Below are 13,027 nucleotides of genomic sequence, written 5' to 3'. Positions count from 1 at the left end.
TTATTCTCGATAGCTCTGAAGAAATAATCAAAAGATATTCTTAAGTTGGGATAAAAGTCATGAAAGTACTATTTATAGTTTATTTCAGTTGTTGCGCAGCAGCCCGGTTGATATTGGCAGTGGTACATCGGTACCATCAGCGAGCCAGCCTCCACCCAGTGCTTTGTAAAGTTGGACGACAGAAACTAGATGTAAATGGCGAGCGATCACAAGTGCAGATTCGGCATCAAATAATTTTCGCTTTGTAAGCAACACATCAACGTAGCTTGTAATTCCGCCCTGATAGCGCAAATTTGCTATCTGTAAAGCCGAACTTAATGCTTCAACCTGTTTCTGTTTGGCTTTGTACTGATCATTTGCTGTTCGAATGGCTGCTAGTGCATCTTCAACTTCCTTGAACGCTACCAGGATGGTTTGTTCGTACTGTGCCAATGCCTGTTTTGCCTGTGCTTCTGCAGCACGTTGTTCGTATCCGAGTGTTTGTGCATTTAGCAGTGGTCCCGCAAGCCCGAATCCAGCAGCGCCAAATTTACTGTCAGAATCCAGCAGACTTGCCAGTGCCGGGCTGGAAAATCCAAAAAATCCTGTCAGCGTTATTCTGGGAAAGCGCGTGGCCTTGGCGACTCCGATTCTAGCAATTGCTGCTTTCAGCGTTTGTTCTGCCTGTAAAATATCAGGGCGCCGTTGCAGTAATTCAGAAGGCAGTCCGGGTGGAATATCGGGAGGGGTGGATTGTCCGCTCAGTGAGTATCCTCGTGCTACCGGCGCGGGGGTTCTGCCCGCCAGCACGCTAAGCTCATTTTCTTTTTGTGCAATCTGTCTTTCCAGCTCTGCCACCTGGGCAGCAGCTGCAGCACGCTCTGCTTCAAACTGATCCAGATCAAGCCGGGTAGTCAATCCACCTTCCAGTTGCGCACTGGAGATGGCGACAGATTCTTCCCATGAAGTTAATGCGTGATGGGCAATTTTTAGTTGCGTATCAAATTGCAAAAGATCGAAATAGGATTGTGCTACCGAGCTTACTAACGTCAGAACAACGGCTCGACGATTTTCTTCGCGTGCCAGCAGATCTGCCCGAGCGGCTTCATTGGAGCGGCGGATTCTGCCCCAGATATCCAATTCCCAGTTCAAAATGGTTTGTCCGAAATAGTTATAGGGTGTCGGAAATCCTTTGCGGCTGAATCCTCCTAAGGTTTCTATCGGCGCATTCCCATCGATGGTAATGTTCGGAATGAAGTCCATCTGTGTAATACCCAAGCGCGCCTGAAGTTCTTCAACACTAGCTGCTGCTTGCTTGAGATCCTTGTTTTCGGTCAAGGCTTGATCAATCAGCAATTGCAGCTTTTCATCCCGGAGCAGCTCCCACCAAGGAAGATTGGCAATGGACCGCCCCTCTGTTTGAGACAGACGAAATTTTTCTGTGGTATCGATCTGAGGGCGTGAATAGTCAGGGCCCATGGCGCAAGATGTTATTAACAAGCTCGAACATAACAGCAGAACAGGTGTTTGACGACGATTTGGCCTGGTTGAAATAGCCCTTCTATTTTTAAAATAGGATATTGCAGTTAGCCGAGGTAGTATAGATGTAACGATTCCGAGTATTTGGAGATGGAAATTTAAGTGTGGCGACATGCCATTACCTTTTTAAACCTTGAATGTATAAAAATTTATTATGCCTTGATTTTTTACGCTTGGCTAAAATACAACAGGATTGTGAACAAACAAACCTGTTGAAGATATGGCTGATGCTTACTTTTGTATGATACTACATGCATGGTCGATAAAATTGATAACAAGATAAATATTCATACCTTATTCTTGTGATATGACCAGATAGAACCTGATGTATCTTTTATTCGGATGCATGCAGTGGGAGCTGTTGCAAGCCTTCTTCCGCATTGGTACGGTACAAGCCAACCAAATTAATGAATTAAAAAATGGGGAAAATTTCTCCGGAGGTGCTATTTCTTGATTGAAATAAGCATGGTCTCCGGAGAACATTACGAAGTGGAGACAGATTGTGATTTATTAAACGGATAACACCAGCTTATTTTTCACCGTTTTCAGGAGTGGCTGCTGCTTCTGTGCTGGCTGCCTTCATGCTGAGTCGTAACCGACCTTTATCGTCTGCTTCCAGTACTTTGACCCGAATAATCTGGCCTTCCTTGAGGTGGTCAGCAACGCTTTCGACTCGTTCATTGGCAATTTGCGAGATATGGAGCAGACCATCTTTTCCAGGAAGAATGCTGACAATAGCACCGAAATCAAGCAATTTGAGTACTGTTCCCTCATAAATCTTGCCAACCTCAACATCTGCAGTAATATTTTCGATACGTCTTTTCGCCTGTTCCCCACCTTCATTGCTGATGCTGGCAATTGTCACAGAACCATCATCGGAGATATCGATAGTGGTTCCGGTTTCCTCGGTCAGTGCGCGAATAACTGCCCCGCCTTTACCGATCACATCACGTATTTTTTCAGGATTAATTTTGAATTTGATAATACGTGGTGCGTGAACCGATACGCTATCTCTTGCTATTGGGAGAGATTGTTTCATGATATCCAGAATATGGAGTCGCCCTTCTTTTGCTTGAAGTAAGGCTACCTGCATGATTTCTTTCGTGATTCCCTGGATTTTTATATCCATTTGTAATGCAGTGATACCCTCTTCAGTCCCTGCGACCTTAAAATCCATATCGCCCAGATGATCTTCATCACCAAGGATATCAGTCAGTACGGCAAATCGATTGCCTTCCTTGATCAGCCCCATAGCAATACCAGCGACATGAGCTTTCAGGGGAGCTCCCGCATCCATCAGTGCAAGACAACCTCCGCAGACAGAAGCCATCGAACTTGAACCATTTGATTCCGTAACTTCAGAGACTACCCGCATCGCATAGCCGAATTCTTCCACTGGCGGCAGGACAGCAAGCAGAGCACGCTTGGCCAATCGTCCGTGGCCAATTTCACGCCGCTTGGGTGATCCCACTCTTCCGGTTTCACCCGTGGCAAAAGGAGGCATGTTGTAATGCAGCATGAAACGTTCGGAATAATCCCCTTGGAGTGCATCAATTTTCTGCTCATCTCGGGCAGTTCCCAGTGTGGTCACTACCAAAGCCTGCGTCTCACCTCGTGTGAACAGTGCTGAACCATGAGTACGTGGTAATACGCCATGGCGAATGGTAATTGGTCTAACTGTACGTGTTCCGCGGCCGTCAATGCGGGATTCACCATCAAGGATGCTGTTACGCACAATTTTGGCTTCAAGCGCAAAACCGATTTCCTTGATCGTTTGCTCACTGGGGCCTTCCTCAGTACCTGCTTTCAATTCGGTAAATACACGTTGCCAGATTTCACTAATTGCTTCTGTTCTGACCGATTTTTGTTTCAGCCGGAATGCATCGCGCAAATCCGCTTCAGCCAGTTGAGTAATTTTTTCAATCAGTGAATGATCTTTTTCTGCCGGTTGCCAATCCCATGCGGTTACACCAGTCTCATCAGCCAGTTCATTGATCATGTTGATTACCTGCTGCATTTGATCATGGCCATAGGTTACTGCTCCGAGCATGACATCTTCGGAGAGTTCATTAGCTTCTGACTCAACCATCAGCACAGCTTTTTGGGTGCCTGCCACTACGAGATTGAGTTGCGATTTATTGAGCTGGGTAGTGGTCGGATTAAGGACATATTCGTTGTCAATATAACCTACGCGTGCTGCACCGATAGGCCCATCAAATGGGATACCGGAGAGTATCAGTGCCGCAGATGCGCCGATCGTTGCAGGAATGTCAGCATCGATTTCAGCATCTGATGACAATACCATTGCGATGACTTGTACCTCATTGTAAAAACCATCGGGGAAGAGCGGACGTATCGGCCGATCAATCAGCCGGGATGTTAGTATTTCCTTTTCAGAAGGACGACCTTCACGTTTAAAGAAGCTTCCTGGAATGCGCCCGGCAGAATAAAATTTTTCCTGATAATCAACTGTGAGCGGGAAAAAATCCTGTCCAGGTTTGGTTTTTTTATCTCCTACTACTGTAACCAGCACAACCGTGTCATCCATGGAAACCATGACAGCACCATGTGCCTGTTTCGCAATTTCTCCAGTTTCAATGGTGAGCGTATGGTGTCCGTAAGTTATGCTTTTTTTTATCGGTTTCAATTAATAATCCTTCTTTGATCAAATCATGCCCAAGATCGACTGCACAATTATATTTAAGTGCAAATCGATCAGGGTTATTCAAATTAGAGTGCAGACGACTGACCAGATTCATCTGCAGCTTTGCAATCATCTGCGATAATTTGTGGAGTGCAGTACGATTAACTACCACATGATTTTTTTATTTTCTTAAACCCAGGCGTTCGATCAGGATCCGGTAATTGTCACTATTTCTAGATTTCAGATAATCCAATAGTTTGCGTCGCCGACTAACCATACGCAACAGGCCGCGACGGGAGTGGTGATCTTTGACATGTTCCTTGAAATGATCAATCAGGCTATTGATTCGCGTTGTCAATATAGCCACCTGTACCTCTGGCGAACCGGTGTCTCCTGCTACTCTCTGATAATCCAGTATAACCTGGCTTTTTTGATCGGTTGTTACAGCCATTTACTTTCTCCTGCTTGTAATTAATCCATATACTTAACCAGTCGCAATTTTACTCTTTAATAAATAGCTTGCCAAATAAAATCAAGGTATTGGAAGCAATCGTGCTTTATTACCCACCAGATTTCTATCTCTATTAAGAATATCCTGAACCCATATTCGTTTGCCACTGACAAGTCACAATTTATTGAATTTTCGTAGAAGCATGTATTGCAGTTTTTTATCCAGTTTATTTTCCAATACAGAAATTGGAAAAAATTTCACCCAGTAGATCATCGCTTGTGAATTCGCCAGTAATAGATGACAGGGCTTGTTGCGCAAGGCGAAGTTCTTCAGCAAGTATTTCTAACTGATCTGCAGTGTGCAACCAGGTTTCTGCTCTTTTCAGTAATTCTTTTGCATGCAGCAATGCTTGCAAATGCCGCTGGCGAGCCATGTAAGCACCTTCTCCAGCAATGTTGGTCTGCCAGCCAACAGTTTTAAGCAGTACTGTTCGTAGCAGCTCTATGCCTTCACCGCTTTTTACTGAAAGATAGATAGCTGTTCCTGAAGTATCTTCTTCTATGCGAGAGAGCTGTCCGGATAAATCAATTTTGTTGTGTACAGTCAATACTGGCAGTTCTTTCGGCAAACGAGCCAGTACAGAGTGATCTTCCTTGGTCACGCCATAGCGGCCGTCAACCAATAGTAATACCAGATCGGCCTGTTCAATTGCAGCGTAGGCACGGGCAATCCCATGTTGTTCAACGATATCGCTGGTTTCTCTCAATCCTGCGGTGTCAATCAAATGCAGTGGTATTCCTTCAATTTCGATCGATTGCCGAATGGTATCCCTTGTTGTACCGGGTATCTCGGTGACGATAGCTATCTCGTCTCCAGCAAGTCGATTCAGTAAGCTGGATTTGCCCACATTGGGCTGGCCTGTCAGTACGACTTTGATCCCTTCCTGTAATAAATTTCCCCGACGGGATGCGGACAATACTTGTTCCAGTTTTGTCTGGATTGAAGCCAGCTGTTCCACGGCATGGGCAGACTGAAGAAAATCAATCTCTTCTTCCGGGAAATCGAGCGTTGCTTCGACCAGCACACGCAAATCAATCAGCGCGCTTACAAGCTGATGAATCGCCGATGAGAATTCCCCATGTAATGAGCGCACTGCACAACGTGCGGCATTGGCAGTGCTGGCTTCTATCAGGTCGGCTACTCCTTCAGCTTGTGCAAGATCAAGTTTTTCGTTGAGAAAAGCGCGCAGTGTAAATTCACCCGGTTCCGCTAGGCGAGCACCCAGTTGAAGGCAGCGGGTCAACAGCAGGTTCATAACAGCGGGGCCGCCATGTCCGTGCAGCTCCAGTACGTCTTCTCCGGTATAGGAGTTGGGGGAAGGGAAATACAACACGATTCCCTGATCAATAACTTGATTGTTTTGATCAAGAAAGTTGAATAAACCGGCGTGACGTGGATCAGGAAGCTTGCCCAGGATTGTCTGGGCAAGCTGTTCTAGATTTGTCCCTGAAATCCGGACTATTCCAATGCCGCCACGGCCAGGTGGTGTGGCGATTGCTGCAATGGTGTCATTATTCTTCACCAAGGAGGTGGCAGGGCATTGCATACCTTCTTTATCAAAAGGGACACAGAGCAGTTGAAGTTATAAATATTTATTTCTTTCTCGTTCTTTTGTGCATTCTTCTCGGAATGTTAACAGGTTTTTTAGGACTATCAGCCGGACCACTGGCAGGTGCTTCTGTATTTTCTGAATCGTTAATAACCTGGTTACTGACGGGTAGTTCAGGAGCATCTTTACTAGCGGGTGATTCAGGAGCGTCTTGACTGGGGGCAGTCCCGTACATTTTTGTAATCTTCCATTGCTGCGCGATTGACAGAATATTATTGACCAGGGAATAAAGAACAAGACCGGCCGGGAAGAAGAAGAAAATGGCACTGAAGGCAACAGGCATAATTTGCATTATTTTTGCCTGGATTGGATCTGTTGGGGTCGGATTAAGCCTGGTCTGTATAAACATGGAAATGCCCAGCAGAACCGGCAGCAGGTATTTGGGATCTGGAGAAGATAAATCAGTGATCCATAGTGCAAAAGGAGCGTAACGCAGTTCTACTGCTGCAAGTATTGTCCAGTACAGCGCAATAAAAACCGGGATTTGCACCAGTATGGGAAAACACCCCCCCATCGGGTTGATTTTTTCTGTTTTATAAAAATCCATCATCGCCTGATGCATGCGCTGCCGATCACCCTTGTATTGATCCTGAATACGCTTCAACTTGGGCGTTACCAAGCGTAATTTTGCCATGGATCGGTAGCCGGCCGCAGATAGCGGGAAGAACAGCAGCTTGACGGTTATGGTCAGAAGGATAATTGCTATTCCCCAGTTTCCTGTCCACGAATGGTAGAAAGAAAGTAAACGGAATAATGGCTTGGCGATCATGGTCAGCCAGCCGTAATCAACAGTAAGCTCCAGCCCCGGAGCTAGTTCAGCAAGCCTATCTTGCTCTTCCGGACCTGCATAAAGTGGCATGGTGGTTGTAACAGTTTCACCAGCAGTGATAACTCCGGCCGGAACAATTACCCCGGCTGTATAGAGATTATCGCTTTGTCGCTTGGCAAAATATTCGCGTGGTGTTTGTTGTGGCGGCAACCAGGCAGTCAGGAAATAGTGTTCCAGCATGGCGATCCAGCCATTGTTCGCATTGGCCGGATAATCTGTCTTGCCTTTGTCCAGGTCATCAAACGGAATTTTCTGATATTTCTCTTCGTCAGTGTAAACAGCAGCCCCCAGAAAACTGCGAATCATCATGGTGTGTGCTGGTGGCGGAGTGTCGTCACGCAACATCTGGAAATAAGCAAACGGACGGATTGTGGCATCGCTCTTGTTTGCTATCTCGAAGCCGATGTCGATTACGTAGCTGTCGCGGTGAAAGGTGTAGGTTTTTATAACCTGAACTCCCTGAGTTTCAGGTGCCAGCAGGCGGATGACAACTTTATCCTCGCCGGCAGTCAGTTCGTAGTTGCGTATGCCTGATTCCACCTGATAAACCGTTTTATGGTTAGGCAATCCCTCGCCTACCAGACCGGATTGTGCGACATAGGTACGCGAAGCTTCGCTATGCAATAGAGAGTAAGGTACGTTCTCGTCTTCAGGAGAAGGTTGTTGCAGTAGTTCCAGTCGCCGTAAATCGCCTCCCATCGTGTCGATTTCTGCAATGACCTTGTCGGTGACGACACGTATTTGCTCGCCTGAAGGCAACAGGCGTGGGGTAACCGAATCAGCTGTATCTCCACTTGAAGGTATCCCGTTCAGATCCGATCCTGTTTGTGATGCTGTGAGTTCACTGCCTGGAATAGGAAGGCCGTCGTTATTTTTTGACTGTGTGACTCCGGCTGCGGAATTAGCCTGAGCTACAACGGAGGGAGGGGCGTTGAACTTTTCCTGTTCTTTTACCCATGCATCCCATAAAAACAGTAGCGATGTCGAAAAAATGATAAGCAGTACGATTTTTTTATTGTCCATTTTTTGAAGCTCGGGGATGCGGAAAAGTTTTAGTAAAAACGCTTTAAGAATATGATAGATAAGTTGGTTATTATGGGCATATTGGCTGTTTTATGGGATAGGGTCATAGCCGCCCGGATTCCAGGGGTGGCAGCGGAGTATCCGCCTTGTACCCAGCCATAATCCTTTTATCAAGCCATGTTTTGTCAACGCTTCCCGCATATAATTCGAGCAGGTTGGGTAAAATCTGCAGGAAGGTGGAATCAGGAGGCCGATGCTGTATTGGTAGAGTTTAATAAGGCCAATGATCAGTTGCTTCATAATTGCCTGGCTGCTTTATGTAACAGCGTTACGGCTTCCTGATAGATGCGCGCAGAATCTGACGGTTCCACAGAACGCCGTAGCTGCATAACGCAATCCATACCTTGAACCACCTGTCTGTGCTTGCGAAATGCCTCTCTGATCAATCGTTTGATGCGGTTTCTTCTGACAGCTTTCCGCTCGATCTTTTTGGCTACGATTAAGCCGATGCGCGCATAACCGTCGTTGATCGGCTTCAGCTTTATATGCAATCGCAAAGAAAGGCTTTCGAACACAGTCCGATGTCTCAGTACAGCGCGAAATTCATCAGCTTTTCGCAGTCTGCACGATTTGGGTAACGAGTAAACATGCTCGGTTGTCAAGAAACAGCTCGGACAGTAAACCTGGATTTGTCCATGTTATACACTGAGTCTGACCCGTCCCTTTGCCCGGCGTGCACGAATAACAGCTCTGCCACCACGTGTCTTCATGCGAGCACGGAATCCATGAGTACGTTTTTTGCTGATAACGGATGGTTGATAGGTACGTTTCATTTTATAAAATGCCTATTTTTGCTATAAAAAATACGAAGAGAGGTCAGAAAATCGCTTAAATTAATGATAAAAATATTGCCCACCTACTCCTTTCAGGGCCGAATAGTATATCTTAATCTGGCAGGTTTTCGCCACACGTGTTTTTAGTAGGACGTTATGAAAACGAAACATAAATGGTACAACTCGACTTTTGTCCGTTGTCGGATTGCAGGTAACAGATTTTAGTAATATTGCGTGACTGGGCCGGCACCTTTACACTTTATTTTCGTGTAAATGAGGTAAGGTATCGGGTAAATTTTCGGGAAGCTGATCGGGTTATAGGTATGAGGGAAGATAATGACGACGAATCAATTAGTAATAGATCAGCGGCAGTGGGAAAGGCGGGCTGAGATTTCGTTTGTGTGTCCCTATCAGTTGGGAATCAAACAGGGCAGGCGGGTTGCACAGCGGCGCTCCGATCGTGGCGCGGTTTATGTTGATCAATACGGATGGCGTCTTGTAGTCTGTGTTCTTGCCATCGTGTTATTCAGTGCGACAGATGCCTTTTTGACGATAAATATATTGTCTGGAGGTGGTACAGAACTTAACTATTTTATGGCGATCCTGATTGAGGAAGGCATGCAGAAATTTGTTTTCACTAAACTAGCGCTTACCTCTCTGGCGGTGATTATGTTGACCATACACCATGAAGTACGGCTTTGTGCCGGAATTCGCTGTCGCCACCTTCTTTATATATTTTTATCGGGTTATGCTTGTTTGATTAGTTATGAGTTAATGTTATTGCAGTTTATTGGTATGTGACCTTTTTATATGGAACCGATTGTACGATGGCTCATGGTTGCCGGTATCGTTTTGCTTGTTATCGGGGCAGTATTACATCTGGCACCCTGGTTATTTAATTGGTTTGGAAAGCTGCCGGGAGATATCCATATTGAAACTCGACACAGTAAAGTATTCATACCCATTACTTCCATGCTGATTGTTAGTATCGTTTTGAGTGTGATTATCAATCTGTTCAAGAAATAAGTATTTTTGTAAATATGCCATCTGCCAGGGTTTGGCTAATCTTATCGGTGCTGTACATTTAGATAAATCAGGGTTATTCATGAATATTGCCTTTATTGGTGGAGGGAATATGGCTGGCGCCATGATCGGCGGTCTGATCCGTCATGGACATACGCCATCACAGATCAGTGTTGTAGAGATCGATGCGCAGCAGCAACAGCGACTTGTCAAGGAATATGGCATGACAGTAACTGCATCCATAGCTGATGGAATTCGGGGCAGCGAGATCGTTGTTCTGGCTGTAAAGCCACAACAACTACATGCTGCAGTAAGCGAATCAGCACAACTTTTTCAAGGTAAGCTTGTTATTTCGATTGCAGCAGGTGTCCGTGCAGACGATCTGAGCCAGTGGCTGAACCGGCATGAGTTTATTATTCGTGCTATGCCTAACACACCGGCTTTAATTGGAAAGGGGGTAACAGGCTTATACGCTCTGCCTCGTGTGGATACCCGGCAGAAGGAACAAGCAACGAGGATTCTGGCGGGAATCGGAACTATCGTCTGGGTAGATGAAGAAGCTCAGCTGGATGCTGTAACAGCTTTGTCAGGATGTGGCCCGGCGTATGTCTTCTATTTTCTGGAGGCGATGCAGCAGGCTGGGGCAGAGCTAGGTTTGACAGCTGATACCGCGAAACAGTTGGCAATGCAAACATTCCTGGGGGCGACATACCTTGCTGTGCAAAGTGATGACACGCTTGCAACCCTGAGAACACGTGTAACTTCGAAGGGGGGGGTGACCGAACAAGCGTTACTCAGTATGGAACAGTCCGATATCAGGGGTGCATTTATTCGCGCCATGCATATTGCCAATGATCGTTCCCGGGAAATGGGAGAAATGTTTAGACATACGTAATATTTGAGGTGCTCTTCAGTCTGTATCCAGATAATGGGGTAGAAACAATCATAACTTTCAACGGAAAAAACCATGCCCAATCAAATAATAATATTTTTGCTGGACACAGTTCTTGGCCTGTTTTCTCTGGCGTTATTGCTGCGGTTCTATGTGCAGTGGTCACGCATTCCTTATTTTCATCCGGTTTCAAGATTTCTGGTCACTGTGACAGATTTTATTGTACGGCCAGCACGCCGAGTAATTCCCAGCTGGCGAGGGCTTGATCTTTCCACCTTTGTACTGGCCTGGTTAGCTCAATTTATTATTTTGATCAGTATCAATCTGTTGGCAGACTCTGGCGCGAGTGTCAGTATATTCGCATTTATCTTACTGGCATTCATCAAGCTGGCCAGCATGACGCTTAACATTCTGTTTATCACGATCATTGCGCAGGCCCTATTATCCTGGATTAATCCGCACAGCCCGTTGGCGCCCGTGCTGGAAAGTTTTACCGGGCCTGTTCTGGAACCGTTGCGCCGGTTTATTCCTCCCATAGCCAATTTCGACCTTTCTCCATTATTTGCCTTGATTCTGCTGCAGGTGCTGATGATGGTTGTGGAGAACTTACAGCGTCAGATTGTGCATGCGTTTTGATGGGCTGGTATTGCCTTGATCGCGATCACAATCTGATACTGAAACTCTATATCCAGCCGGGTGCCAGGCAGACTGAAGCAATCGGTGTGCATGGCGAGGAGCTGAAAATAAAACTGGCGGCTCCCCCGATGGATGGCAAAGCTAATCGTGCTTTAGCAGTATTTTTGGCAAAACGCTTCAATGTCCCCCTGAAGCACATCACCCTGAAATGGGGTGCGCAATCCCGGCATAAAGTCGTCGAGATCTACCAGCCGGTTAATGGCCCCGAAGTATTGTTCAACGAAATAAGAGCCGAATAACCCGCAGTTGTACCCAATGTTTGTTTTGTCGGGCGTAACATAGTGTTTTCGAGTGAGGCAGGCCTGAATTTCGAGTTTGCAGAGTTTATTTCTTCAGGATATGAAACAGGAGGTTTTATGTCAGACAAAAATATACAGGATCGTGCCGCCGGAGCCATTATGGGCGCGTTCATCGGAGATGCATTGGGGCTGGGGCCGCATTGGTACTATGATCTCTCCGAGTTGCGTCGTGATTATGGTGACTGGATTGCAGACTATACTGATCCCAAACCAAATCGCTACCATGCCGGATTAAAAGCAGGGCAGCTATCGCAGGCGGGTTTCATCCTGAAGCTAATGGTTCAGTCGCTGGTCGAGCGGGGTGGTTACGAGGCAGAGGATTTTTGCCGCCGTATGGATGAAACACTTTTTCCATTGCTTGACGGTACGCCTGTCAATGGCCCGGGTGGTTACACCAGCCAATCAATTCGTGAAACCTGGCGGCGACGCGTACAGCAAAAGCTGCATTGGGGGCAGACCGGTGGTCATGCCGATACCACCGAGGCAGCAGAGCGTACGCTGGCCATTGCTGTTCGTTATGCGTTCCGACCAGACAAACTCGCGATAGCCATTGCAGACAATACGACACTGACCCAGTCTGATGAGATGGTGGCGGCGATGACTGTAGCTTACGGTGCTGTGCTGGGACTGTTGATTCAGGGGCATGCGCTGGATACCAGCTTATCTGGAAAGCTCATGAATCTCGTGAAGAGTGGCGCGCTGCCATTTCACGCCGTGACGGGGGACAGTCTGCAGCCACCACGCCCTGGTGATCCGGATCCACCACGTGCTGGGCGTTTTGCTTCTCCAGATGCATTGCTTACGCCTTCTTATATGGCTGCGGCGGCAGTGGATCCTGATATTCGGATTGAGCCAGCCTGGAAGGTATCCATTGTGTATGGCATGCCGTGTGCAATTTATCACTTACTACCTGCCGCTTATTATCTGGCTGCCCGGTTTCATGATGATTTTGAATCGGCTGTTTTACATGCAATTAATGGTGGTGGGCAAAATTTGTCGCGCGCCATATTGACCGGGGCACTCGTAGGCGCGCAAACCGGCTTGTCCGGTATCCCGCAACGTTTGCTGGATGGACTCGACGATTCAGTAACACTTGGTAAATTAGCAATGGAACTTGCAGCTATGGCGGGTTCAGCCTGAGACTGGTGTT

General features: G+C 46.7%; 14 protein-coding genes. 6 read left to right on the top strand and 8 right to left on the bottom strand.

Translation table 11 applies throughout. The features are described 5' to 3' along the window. Positions 1–84: 84 nt before the first annotated feature. The 8 genes from C8R14_RS02105 to rpmH all read right to left on the bottom strand — a co-directional run bounded on the left by C8R14_RS02105 (position 85) and on the right by rpmH (position 8,967). Positions 85–1,632 carry an efflux transporter outer membrane subunit gene (locus C8R14_RS02105; protein WP_082211270.1) on the bottom strand — a complete coding sequence of 516 codons (1,548 nt, stop codon included), beginning with the start codon at positions 1,630–1,632 and terminating at the stop codon, positions 85–87. Between the two features lie 415 nt (positions 1,633–2,047). After that, the gene (gene pnp, locus C8R14_RS02100) at positions 2,048–4,165 is read right to left on the bottom strand and encodes a polyribonucleotide nucleotidyltransferase (protein ID WP_011635176.1); all 2,118 of its coding nucleotides are present in this window, start codon (positions 4,163–4,165) and stop codon (positions 2,048–2,050) included. 178 nt (positions 4,166–4,343) lie between these two features. Next, a complete protein-coding gene (gene rpsO / locus C8R14_RS02095) occupies positions 4,344–4,613 on the bottom strand; it encodes a 30S ribosomal protein S15 (protein WP_011635175.1) in 270 nt (89 codons plus the stop codon). A gap of 226 nt (positions 4,614–4,839) precedes the next feature. After that, positions 4,840–6,219: a tRNA uridine-5-carboxymethylaminomethyl(34) synthesis GTPase MnmE gene (gene mnmE / locus C8R14_RS02090; protein WP_011635174.1), complete on the bottom strand. Its 1,380-nt coding sequence runs from the start codon at positions 6,217–6,219 to the stop codon at positions 4,840–4,842. 46 nt (positions 6,220–6,265) lie between these two features. Continuing rightward, complete coding sequence (gene yidC / locus C8R14_RS02085) at positions 6,266–8,134, bottom strand: membrane protein insertase YidC (RefSeq protein WP_011635173.1); 1,869 nt, start codon at positions 8,132–8,134, stop codon at positions 6,266–6,268. A gap of 90 nt (positions 8,135–8,224) precedes the next feature. Further along, positions 8,225–8,434: a membrane protein insertion efficiency factor YidD gene (gene yidD / locus C8R14_RS02080; protein WP_011635172.1), complete on the bottom strand. Its 210-nt coding sequence runs from the start codon at positions 8,432–8,434 to the stop codon at positions 8,225–8,227. After that, positions 8,431–8,796, bottom strand: a complete 366-nt coding sequence (gene rnpA, locus C8R14_RS02075; RefSeq protein WP_011635171.1) for a ribonuclease P protein component — start codon at positions 8,794–8,796, stop codon at positions 8,431–8,433. Before rnpA ends, yidD begins: the two co-directional genes overlap by 4 nt. Positions 8,797–8,832: 36 nt before the next feature. Next, positions 8,833–8,967, bottom strand: a complete 135-nt coding sequence (gene rpmH, locus C8R14_RS02070; protein ID WP_011635170.1) for a 50S ribosomal protein L34 — start codon at positions 8,965–8,967, stop codon at positions 8,833–8,835. 336 nt (positions 8,968–9,303) lie between these two features. On the opposite strand from rpmH, the gene C8R14_RS02065 reads away from it, so the two are divergent. From C8R14_RS02065 to C8R14_RS02040, 6 genes are all read left to right on the top strand, one after another. Beyond that, positions 9,304–9,768, top strand: a complete 465-nt coding sequence (locus C8R14_RS02065; RefSeq protein ID WP_011635169.1) for a DUF5658 family protein — start codon at positions 9,304–9,306, stop codon at positions 9,766–9,768. A 9-nt stretch (positions 9,769–9,777) separates the two neighbouring features. Further along, positions 9,778–9,993 carry a DUF2905 domain-containing protein gene (locus C8R14_RS02060; protein WP_011635168.1) on the top strand — a complete coding sequence of 72 codons (216 nt, stop codon included), beginning with the start codon at positions 9,778–9,780 and terminating at the stop codon, positions 9,991–9,993. Between the two features lie 79 nt (positions 9,994–10,072). After that, positions 10,073–10,885: a pyrroline-5-carboxylate reductase gene (proC, locus tag C8R14_RS02055; protein WP_011635167.1), complete on the top strand. Its 813-nt coding sequence runs from the start codon at positions 10,073–10,075 to the stop codon at positions 10,883–10,885. Positions 10,886–10,957: 72 nt separating this feature from the next. After that, positions 10,958–11,518 (top strand): YggT family protein, encoded by a 561-nt coding sequence (locus tag C8R14_RS02050; RefSeq protein WP_011635166.1) that lies wholly within the window; start codon positions 10,958–10,960, stop codon positions 11,516–11,518. Next, entirely contained in the window at positions 11,518–11,817 is a 300-nt protein-coding gene (locus tag C8R14_RS02045) for a DUF167 domain-containing protein (RefSeq protein WP_011635165.1), read from the top strand. The genes C8R14_RS02050 and C8R14_RS02045 overlap by 1 nt, the downstream gene beginning before the upstream one ends. Positions 11,818–11,934: 117 nt before the next feature. Further along, on the top strand, positions 11,935–13,017 hold the full coding sequence (locus C8R14_RS02040) for an ADP-ribosylglycohydrolase family protein (RefSeq protein WP_041353571.1): 1,083 nt from the start codon (positions 11,935–11,937) through the stop codon (positions 13,015–13,017). Positions 13,018–13,027 lie beyond the last annotated feature (10 nt).

This window comes from Nitrosomonas eutropha (assembly GCF_003201195.1).
Lineage (GTDB): Bacteria > Pseudomonadota > Gammaproteobacteria > Burkholderiales > Nitrosomonadaceae > Nitrosomonas > Nitrosomonas eutropha.
This window is presented reverse-complemented; position numbering and strand designations above follow the sequence as displayed.